The 22,955-nt window shown below is 66.3% G+C and carries 22 protein-coding genes; 8 read left to right on the forward strand and 14 right to left on the reverse strand.

All coding sequences use genetic code 11. The annotated features are described in order from the left end of the window. Positions 1–63: 63 nt before the first annotated feature. The 5 genes from chlG to ACNI3Q_RS00670 are packed head-to-tail and all read left to right on the forward strand — an operon-like array spanning position 64 to position 4,247. Positions 64–966, forward strand: a complete 903-nt coding sequence (gene chlG / locus ACNI3Q_RS00650; RefSeq protein ID WP_426273286.1) for a chlorophyll synthase ChlG — start codon at positions 64–66, stop codon at positions 964–966. Then, entirely contained in the window at positions 966–2,285 is a 1,320-nt protein-coding gene (locus tag ACNI3Q_RS00655) for a BCD family MFS transporter (RefSeq protein ID WP_426273288.1), read from the forward strand. Before chlG ends, ACNI3Q_RS00655 begins: the two co-directional genes overlap by 1 nt. Continuing rightward, positions 2,282–3,484, forward strand: a complete 1,203-nt coding sequence (locus ACNI3Q_RS00660) for a geranylgeranyl diphosphate reductase (protein ID WP_426273290.1) — start codon at positions 2,282–2,284, stop codon at positions 3,482–3,484. Before ACNI3Q_RS00655 ends, ACNI3Q_RS00660 begins: the two co-directional genes overlap by 4 nt. A 6-nt stretch (positions 3,485–3,490) precedes the next feature. Beyond that, complete coding sequence (locus tag ACNI3Q_RS00665; protein ID WP_426273292.1) at positions 3,491–3,973, forward strand: TspO/MBR family protein; 483 nt, start codon at positions 3,491–3,493, stop codon at positions 3,971–3,973. Further along, on the forward strand, positions 3,966–4,247 hold the full coding sequence (locus ACNI3Q_RS00670) for a hypothetical protein (RefSeq protein WP_426273294.1): 282 nt from the start codon (positions 3,966–3,968) through the stop codon (positions 4,245–4,247). Before ACNI3Q_RS00665 ends, ACNI3Q_RS00670 begins: the two co-directional genes overlap by 8 nt. Positions 4,248–4,380: 133 nt before the next feature. Here ACNI3Q_RS00670 and pufM read toward each other — a convergent pair whose 3' ends face one another. From pufM to ACNI3Q_RS00715, 9 genes are all read right to left on the reverse strand, one after another. Next, complete coding sequence (gene pufM / locus ACNI3Q_RS00675) at positions 4,381–5,307, reverse strand: photosynthetic reaction center subunit M (protein ID WP_426273296.1); 927 nt, start codon at positions 5,305–5,307, stop codon at positions 4,381–4,383. A 16-nt stretch (positions 5,308–5,323) separates the two neighbouring features. Further along, positions 5,324–6,148: a photosynthetic reaction center subunit L gene (gene pufL / locus ACNI3Q_RS00680; protein ID WP_426273298.1), complete on the reverse strand. Its 825-nt coding sequence runs from the start codon at positions 6,146–6,148 to the stop codon at positions 5,324–5,326. A gap of 108 nt (positions 6,149–6,256) precedes the next feature. Beyond that, the gene (gene pufA / locus ACNI3Q_RS00685; RefSeq protein WP_260019874.1) at positions 6,257–6,430 is read right to left on the reverse strand and encodes a light-harvesting antenna LH1, alpha subunit; all 174 of its coding nucleotides are present in this window, start codon (positions 6,428–6,430) and stop codon (positions 6,257–6,259) included. Positions 6,431–6,444: 14 nt separating this feature from the next. After that, positions 6,445–6,672, reverse strand: a complete 228-nt coding sequence (gene pufB / locus ACNI3Q_RS00690; RefSeq protein ID WP_260019873.1) for a light-harvesting antenna LH1, beta subunit — start codon at positions 6,670–6,672, stop codon at positions 6,445–6,447. A 142-nt stretch (positions 6,673–6,814) separates the two neighbouring features. After that, on the reverse strand, positions 6,815–8,260 hold the full coding sequence (gene bchZ / locus ACNI3Q_RS00695) for a chlorophyllide a reductase subunit Z (RefSeq protein WP_426273301.1): 1,446 nt from the start codon (positions 8,258–8,260) through the stop codon (positions 6,815–6,817). Beyond that, entirely contained in the window at positions 8,257–9,765 is a 1,509-nt protein-coding gene (gene bchY / locus ACNI3Q_RS00700; protein ID WP_426273302.1) for a chlorophyllide a reductase subunit Y, read from the reverse strand. The genes bchZ and bchY overlap by 4 nt, the downstream gene beginning before the upstream one ends. Positions 9,766–9,768: 3 nt before the next feature. Then, entirely contained in the window at positions 9,769–10,746 is a 978-nt protein-coding gene (locus ACNI3Q_RS00705) for a chlorophyllide a reductase iron protein subunit X (RefSeq protein ID WP_426274159.1), read from the reverse strand. Positions 10,747–10,748: 2 nt separating this feature from the next. Then, positions 10,749–11,684 (reverse strand): chlorophyll synthesis pathway protein BchC, encoded by a 936-nt coding sequence (gene bchC, locus ACNI3Q_RS00710; protein ID WP_426273304.1) that lies wholly within the window; start codon positions 11,682–11,684, stop codon positions 10,749–10,751. Between the two features lie 109 nt (positions 11,685–11,793). Further along, on the reverse strand, positions 11,794–12,921 hold the full coding sequence (locus tag ACNI3Q_RS00715; RefSeq protein WP_426273306.1) for a methyltransferase: 1,128 nt from the start codon (positions 12,919–12,921) through the stop codon (positions 11,794–11,796). A gap of 78 nt (positions 12,922–12,999) precedes the next feature. Between ACNI3Q_RS00715 and crtD the strand changes: the two genes are divergently transcribed. Together crtD and ACNI3Q_RS00725 are read left to right on the forward strand one after the other, a co-directional pair. Beyond that, entirely contained in the window at positions 13,000–14,562 is a 1,563-nt protein-coding gene (gene crtD / locus ACNI3Q_RS00720; protein WP_426273308.1) for a 1-hydroxycarotenoid 3,4-desaturase CrtD, read from the forward strand. Then, positions 14,493–15,401 carry a hypothetical protein gene (locus tag ACNI3Q_RS00725; protein ID WP_426273310.1) on the forward strand — a complete coding sequence of 303 codons (909 nt, stop codon included), beginning with the start codon at positions 14,493–14,495 and terminating at the stop codon, positions 15,399–15,401. The genes crtD and ACNI3Q_RS00725 overlap by 70 nt, the downstream gene beginning before the upstream one ends. A gap of 3 nt (positions 15,402–15,404) precedes the next feature. Here ACNI3Q_RS00725 and ACNI3Q_RS00730 read toward each other — a convergent pair whose 3' ends face one another. The 4 genes from ACNI3Q_RS00730 to bchI are packed head-to-tail and all read right to left on the reverse strand — an operon-like array spanning position 15,405 to position 19,193. Next, on the reverse strand, positions 15,405–15,557 hold the full coding sequence (locus ACNI3Q_RS00730; RefSeq protein ID WP_426273312.1) for a hypothetical protein: 153 nt from the start codon (positions 15,555–15,557) through the stop codon (positions 15,405–15,407). A 26-nt stretch (positions 15,558–15,583) separates the two neighbouring features. Further along, the gene (gene bchO, locus ACNI3Q_RS00735; protein ID WP_426273314.1) at positions 15,584–16,468 is read right to left on the reverse strand and encodes an alpha/beta fold hydrolase BchO; all 885 of its coding nucleotides are present in this window, start codon (positions 16,466–16,468) and stop codon (positions 15,584–15,586) included. Then, positions 16,465–18,195: a VWA domain-containing protein gene (locus ACNI3Q_RS00740; RefSeq protein WP_426273316.1), complete on the reverse strand. Its 1,731-nt coding sequence runs from the start codon at positions 18,193–18,195 to the stop codon at positions 16,465–16,467. The genes bchO and ACNI3Q_RS00740 overlap by 4 nt, the downstream gene beginning before the upstream one ends. Continuing rightward, positions 18,192–19,193 carry a magnesium chelatase ATPase subunit I gene (gene bchI / locus ACNI3Q_RS00745; RefSeq protein ID WP_426273317.1) on the reverse strand — a complete coding sequence of 334 codons (1,002 nt, stop codon included), beginning with the start codon at positions 19,191–19,193 and terminating at the stop codon, positions 18,192–18,194. Before bchI ends, ACNI3Q_RS00740 begins: the two co-directional genes overlap by 4 nt. Positions 19,194–19,374: 181 nt before the next feature. Here bchI and ACNI3Q_RS00750 point away from each other — a divergent pair, with 181 nt between their 5' ends. Further along, on the forward strand, positions 19,375–20,733 hold the full coding sequence (locus ACNI3Q_RS00750; RefSeq protein WP_426273319.1) for an amino acid permease: 1,359 nt from the start codon (positions 19,375–19,377) through the stop codon (positions 20,731–20,733). On the opposite strand, the gene purL is transcribed toward ACNI3Q_RS00750, so the two are convergent. Further along, a complete protein-coding gene (gene purL, locus ACNI3Q_RS00755; RefSeq protein WP_426273321.1) occupies positions 20,734–22,938 on the reverse strand; it encodes a phosphoribosylformylglycinamidine synthase subunit PurL in 2,205 nt (734 codons plus the stop codon). It abuts the gene before it with no gap. Between the last annotated feature and the right edge of the window lie 17 nt (positions 22,939–22,955).

A 22,955-nucleotide genomic window follows, 5' to 3' on the forward strand; every position in this document is an offset into this window, starting at 1 on the left:
TTCGGACGGAATGAATGTCCAATTAAATTGACACTGGCAGGGACGAGGCATAGCCTGCCGGCCATGTCAGACTCCGCCTTCGCATCGGGATATCCCCGCATTCCCGCCTGGCGCGACGTCGTCGAGCTGGGCAAGCCGGTTACCTGGTTCCCGCCGATGTGGGCATTCATGTGCGGCGTCGTTTCCGCCGGCGTGTCGCTGATCGATCACTGGCCGTTTCTGCTGGCGGGCATCGCGCTGACCGGGCCGTTGGTCTGCGGCACCAGTCAGGTGATCAACGACTGGTGCGACCGTCATGTCGACGCGATCAACGAACCGGGTCGGCCGATCCCGTCGGGCCGCGTGCCCGGCCAATGGCCGATCGCGATTGCCAGCATTGGCGCGCTGATCTCCCTGCTTGTCGGGGCAGCGCTGGGTCCATGGGTGCTGGCGGCCACCGCGGTCGCTCTGTTCTGCGGATGGAGCTACAGCGCGCGGCCGTTCCGGTTCAAGCGCAGCGGCTGGCTTGGCCCGCTGGTGTGCGCGTTCAGCTATGAGGGGCTGTCCTGGTTCACCGGGGTCAGCGTGATGCAGGGCGGCTTGCCGGCCGCCCCCGTGCTCATCGTGCTGTCGCTGTACAGCCTGGGCGCATTCGGGATCATGACGCTGAACGATTTCAAGGCGGTGACCGGCGACCGCGCGACCGGCATCCGGTCGCTGCCCGTCGTGCTGGGCGTGGGGGGGGCGGCACTGCTCGCCTGCGCGGTGATGGCGGCGGCGCAACTGTTCGTCGTGGCGCAGCTGGCGGTGCTCGGCCTTTGGATTTCGACGGCGCTGGTGTCGCTGTCGCTGCTGATCCAGCTGGGGCTGATGGCGCGGATGGTGGGCGATCCTGCGCGGCTGGCCCCATGGTACAACGCCACGGGCGTGTCGCTGTACGTGCTGGGGATGCTGGCCGCGGCCCTTGGGCTGGGGGGATATCTGTAATGGCTTCGCGCGCGTCAGACGCGGGGATCGGCTGGCTGTCGATCGTCCGGCTGGGCCTGGTTCAGGCTGCGATCGGCGCGATGGTGATGGTGGCCACGTCCATGCTGAACCGTGTCATGGTCGTCGAATATGGCGTCGTGGCGGCGATTCCGGCCGGGCTGGTCGCATGGCATTATGCGGTTCAGCTGACCCGCCCGATCTGGGGACATCGCAGCGACCGGTCCGCGCGGCGTACGCCATGGATCATGATGGGCCTGGGCATTCAGGCGCTGGGCACGGTGATCGCGGTCGATGCGACGATCCTGATCCCGCAATGGTATGGCCCTGCGCTGGTGCTGGCCATTGTCGGCTTCACGCTGATCGGCATTGGCGTCGGCATGGCGGGCACGGCGTTGCTCGCCCTGATCGCGTCGCGCGTTTCGGTGGCGCGCAAGCCCGCTGCGGCTGCGCTGACCTGGACCATGATGATTGCCGGGATCGTCGTTGCGGCGGGGGTATCGGGCAAATATCTCGATCCGTTCGCGGCGGACCGGCTGGCGATCGTTGCCAGCATGGTCGTGCTGTGCGCATTTTCCATCGCGCTGCTCGCCCTTCGCGGGCTGGAAGCGCGCAGCCTGTCCGTATCCGCGCCAAGGGGCGAGGGGGATGATGCATCCTTTGGTCAGGTGCTGGCCGAAATCCGGGCCGATCCACGCGCGTGGCGCTTTACGTGGTTCGTGTTCATCTCGATGGTTGCCTACAGCATCCAGGATCTGGTGCTGGAACCGTTCGCTGGCCTGGTTTTCGACATGACGCCGGGTCAGTCGACCCAGCTGGCCGGGCTGCAGCATGGCGGCATCCTGATGGGCATGCTGATTGCCGGGGCGGGCGGTACCCTTCACGCCCGGCGCTATGGCCGCAACCCTACCTTGTGGATCGTGCTGGGCTGCACGGGCTCTGCCGTGATGCTGGCCGGGCTGGCGCTGGGGGCGCTGACCGGCGGGGCATGGCCGCTGACGGCCAATATCTTCTGCCTGGGCGTTGCCAATGGCGTGTTCGCCGTGGCGGCCGTCGGCGCGATGCTGAGCATGGCGAGCGATGGCAGGACAGCGGGTGAGGGCGCGCGGATGGGCGTTTGGGGCGCGGCACAGGCCATCGCCTTTGGCACCGGCGGGCTGCTGGGCGCGCTGCTGCTCGATCTGATGCGGACCATGGGCGCGGACAACGCCGCCTTTGCCACCGTGTTTGCCGTTGAAGGCGTGATGTTCATCGCCGCCGCGCTGGTCGCGGTCGGCATCCGGTTAAGGGGCGCCTCGACGCCGAAGGGAGCGTTCACATGACCAAGACAAGCTATGATTTCGACGTGATCGTGGTCGGTGGCGGCCCGTCGGGCGCAACGGCGGCGCATGAACTGGCACGGGCCGGGCACCGGGTGATGCTGCTCGACAAGGCGGGCCGGACCAAGCCGTGCGGCGGCGCGATCCCGCCCCGGCTGCTCGCCGATTTCGACATTCCCCATTCGCTGATGGTCGCCCGCGCGCGATCGGCCCGCATCATCGCGCCGTCCGAAACCAGCGTCGACATGCCGTGTGGCGGGGACGGTTATGTCGGGATGGTCGACCGCGACGTGTTCGACGAATGGCTGCGCGAGCGTGCGGCGGCGGCCGGTGCGGTGCGCGTGACCGGCCTGTGCGAGGATGTGGACGACAGCGCCGGGATTGCGCGCCTGCGCTATCGCGCCGACCGGCGGGCGGAACCCAAAACCGTGACCGCGCGCGCGGTGATCGGTGCCGATGGCGCGCGATCCGCGGTGGCGCGCCAATGCATTCCCGGCGGCGGGGACGTCGCCTGCGTCTTTGCCTATCACGAGATTGTCGAGGTGCCCGATCGCATCGTCGAGGATTATGATCCGTCCCGCTGCGACGTGTATTATCAGGGGCATCTGTCCCCCGATTTCTATGCATGGATCTTTCCGCACGGCAAGACGGCGAGCATCGGCCTGGGCAGCGCGAACAAGGGCTTTGGCCTGCGGGCGGCAACGCGCGTGCTGCGCGAACAGACCGGCCTGTCCGAATGGAAGACATTGCGCGAAGAGGGCGCGCCCATCCCGATGAAGCCGCTGAAACGGTGGGACAATGGGCGCAATGCGCTGGTCGTCGGCGATGCCGCCGGTGTCGTCGCCCCTTCGTCGGGCGAGGGCATCTATTACGCGATGACCGCCGGCCGGATGGGGGCCGATGCCGTGCATCGGTTCCTGGAAACCGGCGACGCGCGGATGCTCCGTGGTGCCCGGCGCACCTTCATGAAGGCCCATGGCCGGGTGTTCTGGATCCTGGGGATCATGCAGTATTTCTGGTACCGCAACGACAAGCGCCGCGAACGCTTCGTCAAGATGTGCGCCGATCCCGATGTCCAGCGCTTGACATGGGAAGCCTATATGAACAAGCAATTGGTCCGTCGGGATCCGCTCGCGCATGTCCGCGTGTTCTTTAAGGATCTTGGCCATCTGTTCGGCTTGAGGGCCATCGAGGAACGCTAGGTTGGCATGAGCAGGGCAGCCCTTTTTCCGATCGTCATCGCCGGATCGCTCGCCCTGGTTACCGCCCTTGTCGGGGGCACGCTGACCGTTCTCGATGAATGGTACTACGCGCTGCGGCAACCGGAATGGGCGCCGCCCGGTTATGCGTTCGGCATCATCTGGACCGCGATCTTTGCCATGATCGCGCTGGCCGGCGTGCGGATGTGGCAGACCGCCCCGACGCGCCGCGATGCAGAGGTCGCCATCGGCCTGTTCGCGCTGAACGGCTTTCTCAATCTGGGCTGGAGCTTCCTGTTCTTTCGGATGCACCGCCCCGATCTGGCGCTTTACGAACTGGCGGCGCTGTGGCTGTCGATCCTGGCGCTGATCCTCTTCTGCGGCCGCTTTTCGAAAGGGGCGGCGGCATTGCTGGTCCCCTACCTGATCTGGGTGACGATTGCCGGCGCCCTCAATTATCAGGTGGTCCAGCTCAACGGTCCCTTTGCCTGATCGCACCATGCAGGCGTTGTTCACCAGCGGCCATGCGGTCGACATCGTTCTGGCAGTGCTGGCGTTCGAGGCGGTGTGGCTGCGGCTGCGCGGCCAGCGGCTGGCCGATATCCTGCCCGCGCTGCTTCCTGCCGTGCTGATGATGCTGGGTCTGCGCGCGGCGCTGACCGGATGGGCCTGGCCATGGATCGCGGTGCCGCTGGCGCTCGCTTTTCCGGTCCATCTGATCGACCTTCGCCGCCGCGGGATGCTCAGGCGCCGGATGCAGGGCTGATCGTCCTTCGCCAGACAGATGCGGGGGGCTGGCCGCTGCCTCTATCCCTCAGACAGCGAAAAGCCCGGCCGTTTCCGACCGGGCTTCCCGGGAAAGGTCGCCAACGTGGCGACCGGGGGGACTTCGTTCGCGATCAGTATTCCGGCGCGTAGCCGTGCTCGATCGCCCACAGATACCAGTTGTCGACCACGGTACCGGTCAACAGGATGCCGATGCCGCCCGTGACGGTCGTCAGCACCGCAAACCACCAGGCCCAGCGATGGATCGATTCCATCGTGGCGTTGAACCCCATGGTCCAGCGCCAGAACAGGCCGGCGCGTTCCGATGCCGTGCCGCGATCCGTGATCTGTTCCAGCTCGCGCTCGCCGCCATACCGGCCGACCGCCAGGATGGTCGCGCCGTGCATGGCGAACAGCAGGGCCGAGCCATAGAGGAACACGATCGAGAGGGCGTGGAAGGGATTGTAGAACAGGTTCCCGTATTGCAGCGAGAAGTTGTTCGTCCATTCCAGGTGCGGAAAGATCCCGAACGGCACTGCTTCGGCCCAGCTGCCCAGGAAAAACGGGCGAATGAACCCCAGCACCAGATACAGCCAGATCGCACCAGCAAAGGCCCAGGCGACGTGGGTGCCCATGCCAAGCGCCTTTGCCCGGCGATAGCTGCGCGCCCACCACAGCAGGATGGAGATGGTCAGGAAAAAGCCCGCCAGGATCCACCAGCCGCCCTTGTCCAGCGGGACAAAGGGAGTGAAGCCATATTCGGCTGTCGGCGGGGCAAGGCCCAGCCAGAAGAACTGCCGGACGAACTCCAGCGGATCCCAGTTGACCGACGCGGCCATGTTGAAGCCGATGATCTCGATGGCCAGAAAGCCGAACAGTAGCGAGGCAAGGCCAAGCCAGCCCAGATAGATCGGGCCGATCTGCGCCTGACCGAACTTGCCCATCCAGTAGCTCGCGCCGGTCATCGCCACCCGCGGCTCGTCGCCGGGGGGCAGGTGCATGCCCATTTCCGGGGGGCTGGTCAGCTGGATTTGCGTGAAGATGTTTTGATAACGCGGCATGGCCGTATCCTCCCCCTTAAGACCAGATCGGAATGTTGCGCCACCATTCCCACCATTCGGGCCAGCTGCCCGCATAGAGCGGCCCGGCGATCACGATGCAGACCGCGCTCCAGAACCCGGCGCTGAGCGCCAGGAACAGGCCGACGCGGTGGATGCCGATGGTGCCAACCGAATAGCCGATGAAATCGCGGAAGAACGTGTCTTCATATTCCGGCGTCTTGACCGGCGTGCCCTTGGCAGGGTTCACCGCCGACAGGATCAGCGATCCGTGCAGCGCCAGCGCAAGGCAGGTCGTGAAGAAGAACGACACCGCGATCATGTGCGCCGGATTGTAATGGAAATTCACATAGGCATAGCCCGTGTTCGACACCCAGTTCAGATGGCTGAAAATGCCGTAGGGAAAGCCGTATCCCCATGCGCCCATCAGCACGGGCCGCACGATGACGAGCGTAACATACGCCAGAACCGCAACGCCGAACGCGATGGGCACATGATAGCCCATGCCCAGCTTTCGACAGATTTCCACCTCGCGCAGCGCCCAGGAAACAAACGCCCCCGTCGCGCACATCGTGATGATCTGCCAGAAACCGCCCTTGTTCAGCGGCGCAAAGCCCAGGCCATAATCAATGGCCGGCGGCTCGATGGAAATAAGCCACGGGTTCCAGGTATTGCCCTGCGAAGCCGCGTACAGGATCAGCGCCGTACCGAGGATTGAAAAAATCGCGGTAGTGACGCCGAAAAAGCCGACATAAAACGGTCCGACCCAGAAGTCGAACAGATCCCCGCCGACCAGTGTACCGCCGCGAACGCGGTACTTTCTTTCGAAGCTAAGCAGTGCCATCGCACACCCCTGCCATCCATCCTGATGGCCATCCTGAGGAAATCGCTGTCATGCCCATCCCGGGGCCGGGGCGCATGGCGCCGCCTTCCCCGGGCGGGTTCGCGCAAGTCAGGTCGCCGCCGGAGCGGTCGCCACTGCCTGTGCGGTCTTCGGTCCTTCGATCCAGTTGAAGCGATCGGTGCTCAACAGGATGAAATGGATCAGCAGCGCAAGCACGAAGAGGAAGATCGCCAGAGCGACCAGGGTCCTGCGCGGATCGAAAATGAGCCAAAGTCTCCACATGATATCGTCTCCCTTTATGCCAGCATGGACGTGAGGGCGACGCTGGCGACCTGGGTCGCGTCATGCAGCATCGCATAGCCGTTGACACTCGGCAGCCAGGGCCGCCACGACCACACCAGCACGTGGGCGATGATCGCCACGACGGTGAAGCCGATAAAGCTGCTCACGAAGATCTTGTGAAATTCTTTTGCTTCTTCCGGAGTGAGATACGCCCCGGGTCCAAAGCGTTCAGTTTCGCTCATGATTCATCCTCCAACCTTGCCCCAACGAGCTGCAACACGCGGCTCTCCCGGGCGGCCCCTCCAGCAGCGTCCAAATGCTGCAAAAGGATCGTGACATCCGGCAATGCGCCGGATGAATGGCGTGCGGCGGGGGCGGCGCGGATCATCGGCCAGCCCCTTCCAGCATCGTTGCGGCCAGCCGGTCGGCCGACACATGATCTTCGCCGGCGCGCCGGGCGGACCGTTCGGCCGCATCGCGCAGGTTCTTTGCCGCGGAAATGCGGACCAGCACGGGCTGCGCCTCGACGATCGCATCCAGCTTTGCCTTGGCCTCGCCGTCCCAGCGCAGCGTAGCCTCGCGCCGGGCGGGCGTCGCCGTGCCCGCATCCATGCGGGTGGACAGGGGCAGGATGTGGAACAGCGCGTCGAACAGCGCATTGCACACTTCCTGAACCAGATAGGTCGCGCCGGAATAGCCCATGAAGGGCGTGCCGGTGTGGCGCCGGATTGCCGCGCCCGGAAAGCTGGCCGGGATGAACACGCCGGGCGTTCCTGCCTCGGCCATGTACATCCGCTCGTTATAGCTGCCGAACACGATCAGCGGGGGATTGGCGGCAATCGCGTCGCGGACGGCCTGATTGTCCGGCTTCACGCCCGCCTTGCGGCCGAATGCGAACGAACAGGGCAGGCCCATATCGTCCTCAAGGAACTTGCGGATGCCGCGGGCATAGGTGTCGGTGGCAACGATGCCAAAGCTGGCCGTGCCAAAGAAATCCTGCGTGACCGAACGCCACAGGTCCCATAGCGGCTTGATCGTCGTATGCTTTTCCCGCTCGATGAACGGTTCCGGGTCCAGTCCGGTCAATTCGCCCAGCTGGCGCAGGAACCGAGTGGTGGAATCCAGCCCGATCGGCGCCTGCAGATACGGCCGGTCCAGCATTTCGCACAGATTTCGGCCATATTCTCGGTACATGCAGATATTGACCGCGCCCAGCGGCAGGCGATGGATATCGGCGAGGTGCGTGCCCAGCGGGAACACCATGTTGACCTCGCATCCGATCCCTTCGACCAGGCGGCGGATTTCGGCCAGATCGCTGGGCATGTTGAATGCGCCATAGGCCGGGCCGATGATGTTGACGCGCGGCCGCTCGCCTTCCTTGGGCTCGGCCGGCTTGGGCAGCTTTTTCGGCCCGAACTCGGTCCACAGCCAGGACAGCGCCCGGTCGGCGGCCTGCCACTGATCCTCGTCGATCGTGCGCGGCAGGAACCGGCGGATGTTCGTGCCCTGGGGCGTCACCCCGCCGCCGATCATCTCGGAAATCGATCCGGTCACGACCACGGCGGGCAGATCGGGGTCCAGCGTTTTCCAGGCGCGTTTCATCGCGGCCTCGGTGCCGGTCTTGCCCAGTTCTTCCTCGCCCAGCCCAGTGACGACGATGGGCAATTCATGCGGCGGCAGGCCGTCGGTATAATGCAGCACCGACGTGACGGGCAGGTTTTCGCAGCCGACCGGGCCGTCGATAATCACCTGCAAGCCCTTGACCGCGGTAAAGGCGTAAACCGCGCCCCAGTAACCGCCCGCGCGGTCATGATCGAGGATCAGCGTCATGACCCAATGGCCTCCGCTGCCCTGGCGGCGGCCGCATTGCGTGCGGCGTTCATCGCCTTGAACTTCGGCCGGTCGGTCGGGGTTTCCGTCCAGATCCCGGTAGCATGGCCCGTGCCGACGCCATCGAAGAAATCGCGCATCCGGTCGAACCGCGCCTGATTACCGATGGCGGCATTGATGACGGTGGCCAGGCTGCCCGCACCGGCAACGCCCATCAGCGGCCGGGCGGAAATCAGGTTTGTGAAATACAGCGCTGGGATGGCGCGCGCCTTGGCGTGCTGAACGACGGGTGTCGTGCCGATGGCAAGATCGGGGTGGAACTCTTCGACCGCAGCAATGTCCTGTTCCAGGCTGGCGCGATAGACGATGCGGGTGCCGCGCGCCTCCAGCCACTGACGGTCCGCCTCGGACCAGGGCGTGCGCGGACAGGCGGTGCCGACATAGGGCACTTCGGCGCCGCTTTCGGTGAGCAGCCGGGCGACCAGCAGTTCGGACCCTTCATAGCCGGAAACGGTAATCCGGCCCCGGATCGGCGTTGCGGCCAAAGCCGCCGCAATGGCGGGCAGGAAGCGGTTCTTGGCCGCATCCGTCGCGCTTTGCGCCACGCCGCACGCGGCGCCGACCGCATCCAGCCAGGCGGCCGTGCCGTCGACACCGACGGGGGCAGAGCCGATCACGGTGCGGCCCGCAGCCTGAAACTCGCGGATGCTGGCTGTGTAAAACGGGTGGATGGCGGCAATCGCTGCGCCGTCCAGCGCGGCATACAGCTCCCGCCATTCGCGCACCGGCACCACAGGCCCGGCAGCCAGGCCCATCGGTTCCAGCATCAGGCCGATTCCCATCGGATCGGCCGGAAACATCTCGCCAAGCAAGGGGATGCTGGGCCGGTCGGGCAGGGCATGGGGCGCGGCAACCGGCCCTTGCTCTGCCTCCAGCCGGGCATAGCGCAGCATCGCGCCGGACAGGACGTCCTTGGCCTCGGCATGGGTAGGCACGCCGAAACCGGGCACGTCGATGCCGATGACCCGCACGCCATTGATCGAATCCGGCAACAGCCGCAGCGGCACGCCGCTGGCGGTGGGAACGCACAGATTGGTGACGATGATCGTGTCGAGCTTTTCGGGATCGGCGAGCTGTTCGACCGCTTCCTTGATGTCTTCGAACAGTTTGCCCGTCACCAGCGTTTCGGAACTGAACGGAACATAGCCGACGCTGCGCCGCGCGCCATAGAAATGGGCAGTAAAGGTCAGGCCATAGACGCAGCAGGCCGAACCCGACAGCACAGTCGCCGTGCGCCGCATGCGCAGGCCGACGCGCAGCGATCCGAATGCAGGGCACATGGATTGCGGCTGGTCATGGGGACCCACCGGATAATCGGCGGCATATTGATCGAGCACATCGCTCTTGCCCGCCGCGCGCGCGGCCTCGCGCAGCGTGTCGCTGCTTGAACAGCCGCCCAGATCGATGCGATCGGGCGCGCGGTCGGTGGTTGCCGGGCCGGTCATGCCTTACACCGCGTCATAAATGACCTCCAGCGATGGCTTGGTGGCATAGGTGCCGCCGCGCATATCGGCCTGGGTCGCCGGGACCAGCTGTACCGATCCGCCGACATCGTCGGGCGAGAACAGGCCGAGCAGGCCGTCCTGATCCAGCGGCCTCGGCTGAAGCGGCGGCGCGGTGGCCACATTTTCGGCCAGCTGTTCGAACAGCGAACCCCATTCGCCACTGGGCATTCCGATGATCTGGTAATTTGCCGATTTGCGGCGGATATCCTCGTTCGCCGGGATCGCCGTCAGCACGGGGATGCCGACCGCTTCGGCAAAGGCGTTTGCCTCGCCCGTGCCGTCATCCTTGTTCAGGATCATGCCGGCCACGCCGACATTGCCGCCCATGCGACGGAAATATTCCACCGCCTTGCAGACATTGTTAGCCACGTAGAGCGATTGCAGGTCGTTGGAGGCGACCACGATCACCTTCTGGCACATGTCGCGGGCAATCGGCAGGCCGAAGCCGCCACAGACCACGTCGCCCAGGAAATCGAGCAGGACATAGTCAAAGCCCCATTCGTGGAAGCCCAGCTTTTCCAGCGTTTCAAAGCCATGGATGATGCCGCGCCCGCCGCAGCCGCGGCCAACCTCCGGCCCGCCCAGCTCCATGGCGAACACGCCGTCGCGCTGGAAACAGACATCCTCGATGCCGATTTCCTCGCCCGCCAGCTTCTTCGCGCTTGACGTCTCGATGATCGAGGGGGTCGATTTGCCGCCGAACAACAGGCTGGTGGTATCGGATTTGGGATCGCAGCCGATCAGCAGGACGCGCTTGCCCTGCTGCGCCATCATGTAGCTGAGGTTGGCGAGCGCAAAGGATTTGCCGCTGCCGCCCTTGCCATAGATGGCGATGATCTGCGTTTCCTTTTTCACCTCGCCGGTGTGGACCGGATCGGGCTCATGGGCCGCTTCGTCGCGCAGTGCGTTCAGGTCGAGCATCGTCACGCGCAATCCCTCCAGTCGAGAAGCATTTTCAGGCACGACGGGTCGTCAAATGCCTGGGGATAGGCGGTCTGCGCCTGTCCGGCCGGTTCGATCCGGTTGATGAGGCCGCCAAGGTCGAGCGCCCCGCTGCCAACGAGCGCCCGCACCGATGCCAGATCCTCGGGCTGCCATTCGGCGGCGACGCTGATCCGCGCTTCGCGCTGAAAGGCGGGAGCAAAGGCAAAGGCGATGGGCTGATTGTAGAAGCCGGCAAGGATCAGCTCGCCGCCACGCACCAGCCGACGGATGAACCCGTCAATCGATGCCGCGTCGCCGCTGACATCATAAATGGCACGATAATCGTGCCGGTCGTCATCGTCGGGATGCACGACGGCATATCCGGCCGCGCCGCCCGAGCGGTCTGCGCTGGTTTCCCAGACGACCGGCGCGGGCGCGCCGGATGCGATGGTCAGACGGGCGAGCAGGCGGCCAAGCACGCCATGCCCGATGATCAGTTCAGGTGCCGCGCCGCGCCCCATGGCATGAAGCGCCGTTGCGGCCAGTGCGAACAGCACGCCTTCCTGACCCAGCGACCGGGGGACCGGCAGGGCGCGGGCGCCGGGCACGATCAGGGTGCGGCACGCGCCGCCGAACAGGCCGCGCGCATCGCGATAACAGCTGGCGCCCGGTACAAAGACCCATTCGCCAATCCGGTCGCGGTGGTCCGCCCCGGCATCCACGATTTCGCCGACCGACTCGTAACCGGGGACCAGCGGATACCCCATGCCGGGGAAGGTCGGCATGGTGCCGTTCCACAGCAGCTTTTCGGTACCGGTGCTGACACCGCTGAATTCGGTGCGGACCATCACATCGCCGCTTTCCAGCGGGCTGAGCGCGGTTTTCCGAACGGTGAGCTGGCCCGGCGCTTCGATAATGATGGCGGAACCGTGCACGCTGCCCTCGTCCTTCCTGCGGACCGCCATTCCAGAGTGAAGGCTGTCCCGCAGTTGTCACCTTATCGTTACGAGCATCATTGTCAATTTTAATTGACAGTCGACGTCGTCAACGCGTGGCAACAATTGCGCTGGTGATCAGCGGCAGTGCAGTGGGCACGGATTGCACGGAGGCAAAGCCGGAAGCCGTCAGCATCGCGGTCAATTCCCGCTCGGAACGCGGCCTTCCCTGGCCCATCGCCCACAGGTACAGGCCGAAATAGGCATCGCCCATGCGTTCGGCACTGGCCACGCGCGCCATCGGCTCGACGATCAGCAGCCGGCCCCCGGGGGGCAGTGCCGCATGAATTTTGCTGAACAATGCGGCCACCACCGAATCGTCATGATCATGCGCGATGCGGATCAGCGTGATCAGGTCATACCCGTGCGGCAGGGCGTCGTCGCGGAAACTACCTGGGTGGATGCTGAACCGGTCGGCTTGGGGCAGGGCGGCGATTCGCGCCTGTGCCAGGGCGGCGACGGGGGGCAGGTCAAAGATGCCGAGCATCAGCGCGGGTGCGGCATCCGCCACCGCCAGGGCAAAGCTGCCCGACCCGCCGCCGATATCCAGCATCCGCCGGTGCCGGGAAAAGGGATAGGCGGCCAGCGCCTGTTCCGCGATCATCGCCTGGGTCGCGGCCATCAGCTCGGAATAATCCGCCGCATCGCCCGTCTGACCGGCGCCGTCCTTGGCGGCATAAGACCAGAAGGCGGACAGGGCGGTCTCCTTCGTCCGGTCGGCCCGCAACAGGGCCATGGGATCGGCGAGGTCCCGATAAAGGATGCGGTGGTGGCGGATCATCGCCATCGCCCCGGCATTGGCCGATAACGGCGCCCCTTCCTCGCCCAGCACCCACAGGCCGGGTTGCGGCTCCTCGACCAGCTTCAATGCCCGGCATCCGCGCAGCAACCGGTCGGTCGCCGCTGCGCCCAGGCCAAGCCGGGATGCGATGGCGTCCCCGGTCAGCGCCGTGCCGCGAAGCAGGTCGATCAGCCCGGATTCGACGCTGGCGGCAAGCAGTTGCGAATAGACAAAGCCTGCGACCAGATCGAACTGTGCCGCCGCCCGTCGCCGGGCCACGGCCCTGACAATCGGTACCCGCGCTGCCCATCGCTGAAAGCCAAGGCTGCCCAGCACCGCATTGCGGCGCAAGGCCCAGCGGGTGCGCCAGTTCAATGTGTATGGCTGGCTTGACATTAGCATATGTCTATCTGGATGAACTTCTGTTAGCCTCCGGTCAAATCCATTCGTTCGGATGGATGAAAGGCAGGCAGGATGGAGCACGAACCCATCATCGTCATCGGAGCCGGGATCGGCGGCCTTGTCTCTGCGCTGCTGCTTGCGGCGCGGGGCGAGCAGGTGACGGTCATCGAGCAGGCGGCCGGCCCGGGGGGCAAGGTGCGCCAGCTGCCCGTGGGCGATGTCGGCACTGCCGCCGTCGATGCCGGGCCGACGGTGTTCACCCTGCGCTCCGTATTCGATGCGATCTTTGCCGATTCGGGCGAGCGGGTGGAGGATTACCTGACGCTGCGCCGCGCCGACATTCTGGCACGCCATGCGTGGAACGATGCCGAAACCCTTGATCTTCATGCCGATTTCGAGGCGAGCTGCGATGCCGTCGGCCGCTTTGCGGGCCGCGCGGCCGAGGCCGGGTTTCGCAGTTTTTCGGCCGAGGCGCGCCGCATTTTTCAGATCGTCGATGCGCCGTTCATGCGCGCCGCAAAGCCGCTGCCGCCGCAGCTGATGTGGCGGATCGGCCTGTGGCGGGTCGGCGCATTGCTGGCGATCCGTCCGTACGAAAGCCTGTGGAAGGTGCTGGGCGAGCATTTTAGCGATCCCCGGCTGGTCCAGCTGTTCGGCCGATACAGCACCTATTGCGGATCATCGCCGTTCCGCACCCCAGCCACGCTGATGCTGATCGCGGATGTGGAGGCACAGGGCGTCTGGGCAATCGATGGCGGGATCAGCGCCCTTGCTGCGGCGCTTGAGCGGCTGGCCCGGGCGCGCGGCGTCACATTCCATTACGGTCGGTCGGTCAGCCGGATCACGGTGGCGCGTCGGCGGGTGTCCGGCGTCGAACTGGCCGATGGTCAGCACCTGTCCGCCAGCGCCATCGTCTTTAACGGCGATCCGGCGGCGCTGGGTCAGGGGCTGCTGGGTCCGGCGGTGCGACGGGCAACGCGGCCCATGCGCGAAAGGGCGCGCTCGCTTTCCGCGATGGTCTGGCTGGCGGAAGCGCGCACCAGCGGATTTGACCTTGCGCATCACAACGTCTTCTTTTCGGACGATTATCCGGCCGAGTTTGCCGATATCGCCGCCGGAAGGCCACCCCGCCGCCCCACCGCCTATGTCTGCGCGCTCGATCGGGGCGGCGGGCGGGTGCCGGACGGGCCGGAACGGTTTCAGGTCATCGTCAATGCCCCCGCCAATGGCGACCGGCACAGCTATTCAGATGCGGAGAAGGACCAATGCACGTCGACCATGCTCGAACGGCTCAGCGCCTGCGGCCTGACGCTGGCGGATCCGCTGCCGCACCGGCTGCTGACGCCAACGGATTTCTCGACACGCTTTCCGGGGACGGGTGGAGCCCTTTATGGACGGGCCTCGCACGGGTGGGCGGCAAGCTTCCTCCGGCCGGGCAGCCGGACAGCGATCCATGGGCTTTATTGCGCGGGCGGGGCGACGCATCCTGGCGCGGGCGTCCCGATGGCCGCCTTGTCGGGGAGGCTGGCGAGCGAGGCAGTGCTGGCCGACCGGCCTTTGACGCAGTGGTTCCACCGCAGGGCTATCGATGGTGGTATGTCGACGCGATCAGCGATGACGGGCGCTTCGGGCTGACCATCATCGGGTTTATCGGCAGCGTCTTTTCCCCCTATTATCGCAGCTCCGGCCGCCATTTGCCGCTGAATCACAGCTGCCTGAACATCGCGCTTTATGGCCCCGGCGCGCGCTGGGTGATGACGGAACGGGGGGCGGGCGATACCGTGCAGCATCGCGATGCCCTGACCATCGGGCCAAGCGCGATGCGGTGGGACGGCGACCGGCTGGTCATTGATATCGAGGAACGCGATGTCCGGCTGGGCATCCCCTGGCGGCGGCGGGTGCGCGGACAGGTGGAGCTGCACCCCGAAATCCTGGTCGGGCAGAGCTTTCGGCTGGACGCGGCCGGCACGCATCACTGGCACGCCATTGCGCCGCGCGCGCGGGTGGAGGTGCGGATGCAGGATCCGGCGATTACCTGGTCCGGCAGCGGCTATCTGGATGGCAATGACGGGCGCGAACCGCTGGAGGCGGGGTTCAAGAGCTGGCACTGGTCGCGCGCCCATCTGGGCCGGGACGTCGCCGTCATTTATGAAGGACAGCGGCGCGACGGCAGCCATTTTGGCAGCGCATTGCGGTTCGGCCCGGACGGTACGCCCGAAGAGGCCGAATTGCCGCTGGTCGCGCCATTGCCGCCCAGCGGATGGCTGCTGGGGCGGCAGACACGTGCCGATCGGGGATTGGCGTCAGTCATCCGCACCTGGGAAGATGCGCCCTTTTATGCACGGTCGACCCTCCGCACCCAGCTGTTCGGGGAAAATGTGACGGCGGTGCAGGAAAGTATCTCGCTCGACCGGCTGATCCATCCGGTGGTGCAGTTCATGCTGCCCTACAAGATGCCGCGCGAGGCGGGGTAGGCGCTATTCCTGCGGCGGCTTGTCGCGAGCGGCCTGTTCCTTGTCGCGCGCAATGTCGCGGTTCACTGACCATAGCTGCCAGAAGCCGAAGCCCAGCGCCACGACCGCCACAAAGATCACCTCGATAAATCCGTAATTGTCGAACGAACCGGACACGTCTGTGCTCCTGTTGATTTCCGCCGCTATGCAACGCCGTGCCGACGCGCAAATGCGTCGATCAGCGCGACGGCCCGCGCCGGGTCTTCCTCATGCGCCAGATGGCCGAGATCGCGCATCTCGGTCGTCTCGCACCCGGGGATCAACGCCGCCGCGGCTGTCACTGCCGATAAAGGTACGGCGGTATCGCGCGATGGATGCACCAGCATCACCCGACCGGCCAGCGCGCCGATCCGCTGGCCCAGCGGCTCCAGCCGCCAGTTCGCCATCATCCGGATCGCCCCGTCGCAATGCCCGGACGTGCTGAACAACCGCGTGTACAGCGCCTCGCCCCGCGCATCGATGGTGGATCCGGTCGACCGGCGCAGGAACTTGGCGGCCTCCCCCGGCGATCGGGCCATGCGCGAAAAGATGATGGACACGACGGGATTGCTGAACATCAGCGTCGCCAGCTGCGGAAACAGGCGCGCGGCAAGGCCGGGAAAGGGCATCAGCGCGGGGGCCAGCCCCATCAATGGCGCGTTCCATCCCCGGTCGATCAGCATCTGCGCCCCGATCGCCGCGCCCGCCGAATGACCGACGACCAGCGCCGGCGGCGCCGCCAGCGTGTCGAGCAGTGCCGCCACCGCTTCCGCCATCGCCTCCAGCGTCGGGCGCTTGCCCGGTACGAACCGGGTAAAGCCATGGCCGGGCAGGTCCATGGCGATCACGCTGTATCGTTCGGCCAGCAGGGGCATGACGTCGCGCCAGCTATGCGTTGCGGCACCCGTCCCGTGGATCAGGACACATACCGGGCCGCTGCCCATCCGCTGCACGTGCCAGCGATAGCCGCCTGCCTGGACAAAGCTGCTGGCGGCGCTGTTCGGCCAGTCGCGTCCTTCGGTCGCCCAGTCGGGATACCGGTCCGTCATGCCGCATTCTCCCGCCCGATGCTGTCGATTGCCGCCACCATCGCCGCGCTGCCCGCATGGGGCAAGGGCAGGTATCGGCCCCGCACCATTGCCGCCAGTTCCGATGCCTCGGCTCGCGGGCGCGGGGAAATGTCGATGACGATCGCCGGGATGCCCGCCCGCGCGATGGATGCCGCCGCCGTTGCCGTTTCCGCCATTGCGGCCGCGCGGTTGGCGGTGCCATCCAGGGCCACATTGCCCTTGCCATCGGTCAGCAGCGCGATGATCGGCGATTGCCCGCGCTTGATCGCCGCCTCGGCCAGTTGCTCCGCCGCGATCAGGCCGGCCGCCAGCGGGGTGCCGCCGCCACCGGGCAGCCCCGCCAGCGCCCGCCGCGCCCGGGTCAGGCTGCGCGTCGGCGGCAGCAGCACCTCCGCGCCGTGATGGCGAAACGCGATCAGCGCGACCTGCGCCCGCTTCACATAGGCTTCAGCCAGCATCATCTCGACCGCGCCCTTGGCCTCGGCCAGCCGGGCGAGCGCCGAGGAGCCGGATGCGTCCACCGCAAAGATGGTCAGGCTTTCCTGCCGCTCCTGAAAGGCGCGGACACGAAGATCGGATTTGCGCAGATGCACCAGCCGCCCGTCGCCGGGCCGCGCGGCATCGCGCCGCAGCCTTTGCCACGGGATCGCGGCACGCAGTGTTTCGATCAGCGCCAGCCGCCGTCCGTCACCCGGCATCCCGGCGCGCGCACCCAGCGGCCGCCCGCGCCGCGCGGATTTCAGCGCCTTTCCGGCTCGCCCGCCGCGACCCTTGCCCCGGATGCGAAGCCTGCCCGCATCCTGATCCAGCACATGGCGGGGCAGGGCCGCGGCCGCGGCGGCGAGCAGGATTTCCTCCAGATCGCGGTCGGTCGGCATCGGCGGTTCGTTGTCCGTCTCACCGTCCGCATCGGGCGAACCGTCTGGCTGGGGATCGGCGGGCGGGGCATCGGCAGGCGGCGGCGCTTCACCGGCATCCGGCTCGCCCGCCGGCGCGTTGAGGGCGCGGGGGGCCAGCACCAGCCGCACCGCTGCCGTCAGATCATCGTCCTCCACTTCCGTCCGGCCGTGCAGCGCGGCATGGGCGATGGCGGCGGATTGGGCGAACAGCATGGGGCGGGCCGAGGTGATGCCAAGCGCCAGCGACAGGCCGGCCAGCGCCGCCCGCTGCGCATCGCTGGGCGGCATGACCCGGTCGGCGGCGATCCGGTCCGGCCAGACATCGACCGCGCAATGGCTGCGCACATCGTCCAGCCGGCAATGGAACGGAATACGCTCGGTCAGCATCGCCGGGGGCGCTTCGTCGGCATCCATGCCGTCATCCAGCAGCATTGCCGCCAGGCCGCCGCCATCCATCGCCTGAGCGATCGGGGCGGCGATATCGGGCAGGGCGCGTTCCGCCATGGGCAGGATCACCGTACCGCCCGCCGCCTCGCGCAGCAGGCCCGGCTGATGCACCCCGTGTCCGGCGGCCAGCGTGGCGGCAAGGTCAAGCCCGCCCAACAGGCGGTCCCGGTCGATGGACGCTGGCACGCGTCGCACCGGGCCTCGGGCGGCCAGCTGTGCCTCAGCAGACGCCATGATCGCATCGCGCACCGGCCCGCCGCCGGTCAGCACCACGCCGGGCAGCGCCGATGGCAGGGTCAGGAACAGCTGGATTGCCAGCTCCGCGTCGCTGGGCGCGGCGGATCCGGCGGGCGGGATCACCCGAACAGCTCGGTCAGCGCACGTTCGATCCGCACCGTCGATCCTGTTTCATCGAGCACGTTGCGGCGCAGCCGGTGGCGCAGCGCCAGCGGCGCGATTTCGCGGACATGGGCACGGGTCACGGCCTTCGCCCCGGCCAGTGCGGCCAGGGCGCGGCTGCCCCGCATCACAGTCAGTTCGCCGCGCAGGCCGTCCGCGCCCACAGCCTGACACAATCCGGCAATGTCGGACAGCACGGCCTCGGGCATCTCGACCGTCGCCAGCGCGGTCTTGGCCTTGGCAATCCGGCGCAGGATCTTGGCATCGCCCGCTTTCCATTGTTCGGCAAAACCCGCCGGATCGCGTTCCTGCGCGTCGCATCGGCGCATGATTTCAACCCGTTCGTCGATCGAGGTCGGCGTGCGCACCTCCACCGACAGGCCGAACCGGTCGAGCAGCTGCGGTCGCAATTCGCCCTCTTCCGGATTGCCGCTGCCGATCAGGACGAAACGGGCCGGATGCCGGATGCTCAGGCCATCGCGCTCGACCCGGTTCTCCCCCGATGCCGCCACGTCGAGCAGCAGGTCGACGACATGATCCTCAAGCAGGTTGATCTCGTCGATATACAGGAACCCGCGATGCGCCTTGGCCAGCAGGCCCGGTTCGAACTGCCGTTCGCCATGCGCCAGCGCGCGTTCCAGATCGATGGTGCCGACCACGCGGTCCTCGGTCGATCCCAGCGGCAGGTCGACAAAGGGCACCGGCACCTTGCGCACCTTTTTCCCGGCGCAATCCTCCGGACAATCGGCCGGATGGTCGGGATCGCAGTTGAAGCGCGATCCGTCGACCACGCGGATCAGGGGCAATGCCGCCGCCAGCGCCCGCGCCGCCGTCGATTTGCCGGTGCCGCGATCGCCAAAGATCATTACTCCGCCGATGCGTGCGTCAACTGCCGCGATCAGCAAGGCCCGCTTCATCTCGTCCTGTCCGACGATCGCGCTGAAAGGATATCCGCCCATCACTCCCCTGCCGACGGCGCGGCTCCAAACGCAGCAACCGTCAAGCCGCCTTGTCGCCGATGAATGTCCAGGTGGCAATCACTTTGGCATCCGGCGCGGCCGAAATGGGTACGGTACTGGACAATCGCCGCCGGCTGGTTGCAGGGTCGCGTTCCTTGTCGACCAGTCCACGGAGCGTCCCTTGACCCAATCGCCGCAAGCTCTTCCCCGTTCGCTTGGCTGGCCGCACCTGCTGGCACTGGGGGTGGGCTCGATCGTCGGTACGGGCATTCTGACGCTGATCGGTGTCGGGGCGGATCGTGCTGGCCCTGCGGTGCTGCTGTCCTTTGCCATTGCCGGTGCGATCTGCGCCTGCGCCGCGCTGGCCTATGCCGAACTGTCGACGATGATGCCGCAAGCGGGCAGCGCCTATAGCTATACGCGCCGCGTGCTCGGCACTCTGGTCGCGTGGGTCGTGGGGTGGAGCCTGATCCTGGAATATTCGCTGGTCGTATCGACCGTTGCGGTCGGCTGGTCGGGCTATGCCGCGCCGCTTTTGACCGCCATCGGCTTTCCGGCCGGGTTGACGGAGGGGCCGGAACAGGGCGGTATCATCAACCTGCCCGCCATTTTCATCATCGCGGTTGTCGCCGGGATGCTGATGCTCGGCACGCGGGAAAGCGCCCGGCTGAATTCAGTGCTGGTGCTGGTCAAGATCGCGACGCTGGCGCTGTTCGTCGCCGTTGCGCTGCCCGCCTTCGACGCCGCCAATCTTGAGCCGTTCATGCCGTTCGGCTTTGCCAAATCGATGGGGCCTGACGGGGTGGAACGCGGCGTCATGGCCGCCGCCGCCATCATCTTCTTTGCCTTTTACGGCTTTGACGCCATTTCGACAGCGGCAGAGGAGGCGAAGAATCCCGATCGCGATCTGGCGATCGGCATCATCGGATCGCTGATCGTCTGCACGCTGATCTATGTGCTGGTCGCCGCCGCTGCGATTGGTGCCATGTCGTTCACCCGCTTTGCCGACAGCCCGGAGCCGCTGGCCCTGATCCTGCGCGAAATGGGGCAGGGGGGCGTTGCGCGCATCGTGGCGATTGCCGCCGTCATCGCGCTGCCGACCGTGCTGCTGGGGTTCCTGTACGGTCAGAGCCGCATCTTCCTTGCGATGGCGCGCGATGGCTATCTGCCGCTGTCGCTGGCGACGATTTCCGGTCGGGGGACGCCCGCGCGGATCATCGTGGTGACGGCGGTGCTGGTCGCGATCCTGGCGGGGATCATGCCGATCGATCAGATTGCGGCGCTGGCGAATGCCGGCACGCTGATCGCCTTTGCTGCGGTCGGGCTGTGCCTGATCGTCTTGCGCCGGCGCGAACCGGATGCGCCGCGCCCGTTCCGCACCCCGCTGTTCTGGCTGGTCGGGCTGGGCGCGATCGGCGGCTGTGCCTATCTGTTCATCAGCCTGCCGGCCAAGACGATCCTGTATTGCCTGATCTGGAACGCAATCGGGCTGGTCGTCTATTTCCTCTATGGCCGGGCGCGGGTCGCCCGGCCCGGTTGATCAGTTGGCCATCAGCTTCGGGAAAAAGCCCTCATGCGCCGATCGCAGGTCGGCCAGCGGCACGATCCAGTCGCCTTCGTCCAGTTCGAACACGATCCGGTCCTTGATCGTCCGGCCCAGCGGATCGGCCGGCACGTCTGCCTTGTGCGCGGCGGCCATGAAATCGGCCAGGCACGTGTCACAGATGGTGACCAGGTACAGGCCCTGATCCTCGCCAAAGAAACTGCCGGCCACACCGAACGGCTGCGGTTCGTTGACCAGCACACCGATGTTCGATGCCAGCGCCATTTCAGCCAGCGCTACGGCAACGCCGCCATCCGACACATCATGGCACGCGGTGATCCAGCCCTGTTCGATACAGGCGCGGATGAAATCGCCGGTCCGCTTTTCGGCCTTCAGGTCGACGGGCGGCGGCGGCCCTTCCTCGCGGCCGTGAATGTCGCGCAGCCAGACCGACTGGCCCAGATGGCCGCCGCGCTCGCCCACGGCCAGCACGATATCGCCCGTCTTCTTGAACCCGATGGTCACCGATTGCGACCAGTCGGCCAGGATGCCGACGCCGCCGATCGCGGGCGTCGGCAGGATGGCCGAACCGCCGCCCGTCGCCTTTGATTCATTGTACAGCGACACATTGCCCGACACGATCGGGAAATCGAGCGCGCGGCACGCCTCGCCCATGCCTTCCAGACAGCCGACGATCTGGCCCATGATTTCGGGCCGCTGCGGATTGGCAAAGTTCAGGCAGTTGGTCACGGCCAGCGGGCGCGCACCCACGGCGGTCAGGTTGCGCCACGCCTCGGCAATCGCCTGTTTCCCGCCCTCGACCGGATCGGCAAAGCAGTAACGCGGTGTGCAGTCCGTGGTCATCGCCAGCGCCTTTTGCGTGCCGTGGACGCGCAACACCGCTGCATCGCCGCCGGGGCGCTGAACGGTGTCGGCGCCGACCATGTGGTCATATTGTTCCCAGATCCAGCGGCGGCTGGCGATATCGGGCGATCCCATCAGGCGGATGAGGTCGATGCCGATATGCTGACATTCCGGCACATTGGCCAGTTCCGCCGGGGGCGGGGTGGGCACGTGCGGACGATCATAAAGCGGCGCTTCGTCGGCCAGTGGGGCCAGCGGAATGTCCGCCACCGATTCGCCCTGCCATTTCAGGACCATGCGCCCGGTATCGGTCACCGTGCCGATCACGGCGAAATCCAGTTCCCATTTGCGGAAAATCGCCTCCGCCTCGGCCTCACGGCCCGGCTTCAGCACCATCAGCATCCGTTCCTGCGATTCCGACAGCATCATTTCATAGGGCGTCATGCCCGTTTCGCGCTGCGGCACCGCGTCCATGATCAATTCGATGCCGACCCCGCCCTTGGACGCCATCTCGACGCTGGAGGAGGTGAGGCCGGCCGCGCCCATGTCCTGAATGGCGACGATCGCGTCCGACGCCATCAGTTCCAGGCACGCCTCGATCAGCAGCTTTTCGGTGAACGGATCGCCGACCTGAACCGTCGGGCGCTTTTCGTCGGAATGTTCGTCGAAATCGGCGCTGGCCATGGTGGCGCCATGGATGCCGTCGCGCCCCGTCTTGCTGCCGACATAGACGACCGGATTCCCGATCCCGGCGGCGGCGGAATAGAAGATCTTGTCCTGTGCCGCGACGCCGACGGTCATCGCGTTGACTAGGATGTTGCCGTCATACGCCTTGTGAAAATTCACCTCGCCGCCAACGGTCGGCACGCCGACGCAATTGCCGTATCCGCCAATGCCATGCACGACCCCGGCGATCAGGTGCTTCATCTTCGGATGATCGGGCCGGCCAAAGCGCAGGGCGTTCATGTTGGCGATGGGCCGCGCGCCCATGGTGAACACATCGCGCAGGATGCCGCCAACGCCCGTCGCCGCGCCCTGATAGGGTTCGATATAGCTGGGGTGGTTGTGGCTCTCCATCTTGAAGATCGCCGCCTGTCCGTCGCCGATATCGATGACGCCCGCATTCTCGCCAGGGCCGCAAATCACCCAGGGCGCCGTGGTCGGCAGCTTTTTCAGGTGGATGCGGCTGGACTTGTAACTGCAGTGCTCCGACCACATCACCGAAAAGATGCCAAGTTCCGTCAGGTTCGGTTCCCGGCCCAGCGCGTGCAGCACGCGCTCATATTCTTCTGGGGACAGGCCGTGTTCGGCGACGATTTCGGGCGTGATCTGGGGCATGGCCCGTGCCTTTAGCG

The sequence above is a fragment of the Sphingomonas eleionomae genome (genome assembly GCF_049889035.1).
Taxonomy (GTDB): domain Bacteria; phylum Pseudomonadota; class Alphaproteobacteria; order Sphingomonadales; family Sphingomonadaceae; genus Sphingomonas.

Coding starts and splice junctions, on each gene's coding strand:
- chlG (WP_426273286.1), top strand. CDS start 64: ATGTCAGACTCCGCCTTCGCATCGGGATATCCCCGCATTCCCGCCTGG.
- ACNI3Q_RS00655 (WP_426273288.1), top strand. CDS start 966: ATGGCTTCGCGCGCGTCAGACGCGGGGATCGGCTGGCTGTCGATCGTC.
- ACNI3Q_RS00660 (WP_426273290.1), top strand. CDS start 2,282: ATGACCAAGACAAGCTATGATTTCGACGTGATCGTGGTCGGTGGCGGC.
- ACNI3Q_RS00665 (WP_426273292.1), top strand. CDS start 3,491: ATGAGCAGGGCAGCCCTTTTTCCGATCGTCATCGCCGGATCGCTCGCC.
- pufM (WP_426273296.1), bottom strand. CDS start 5,307: ATGCCGCGTTATCAAAACATCTTCACGCAAATCCAGCTGACCAGCCCC.
- pufL (WP_426273298.1), bottom strand. CDS start 6,148: ATGGCACTGCTTAGCTTCGAAAGAAAGTACCGCGTTCGCGGCGGTACA.
- pufA (WP_260019874.1), bottom strand. CDS start 6,430: ATGTGGAGACTTTGGCTCATTTTCGATCCGCGCAGGACCCTGGTCGCT.
- pufB (WP_260019873.1), bottom strand. CDS start 6,672: ATGAGCGAAACTGAACGCTTTGGACCCGGGGCGTATCTCACTCCGGAA.
- bchZ (WP_426273301.1), bottom strand. CDS start 8,260: ATGACGCTGATCCTCGATCATGACCGCGCGGGCGGTTACTGGGGCGCG.
- bchY (WP_426273302.1), bottom strand. CDS start 9,765: ATGACCGGCCCGGCAACCACCGACCGCGCGCCCGATCGCATCGATCTG.
- ACNI3Q_RS00705 (WP_426274159.1), bottom strand. CDS start 10,746: ATGCTCGACCTGAACGCACTGCGCGACGAAGCGGCCCATGAGCCCGAT.
- ACNI3Q_RS00715 (WP_426273306.1), bottom strand. CDS start 12,921: ATGTCAAGCCAGCCATACACATTGAACTGGCGCACCCGCTGGGCCTTG.
- crtD (WP_426273308.1), top strand. CDS start 13,000: ATGGAGCACGAACCCATCATCGTCATCGGAGCCGGGATCGGCGGCCTT.
- bchO (WP_426273314.1), bottom strand. CDS start 16,468: ATGACGGACCGGTATCCCGACTGGGCGACCGAAGGACGCGACTGGCCG.
- bchI (WP_426273317.1), bottom strand. CDS start 19,193: ATGGGCGGATATCCTTTCAGCGCGATCGTCGGACAGGACGAGATGAAG.
- purL (WP_426273321.1), bottom strand. CDS start 22,938: ATGCCCCAGATCACGCCCGAAATCGTCGCCGAACACGGCCTGTCCCCA.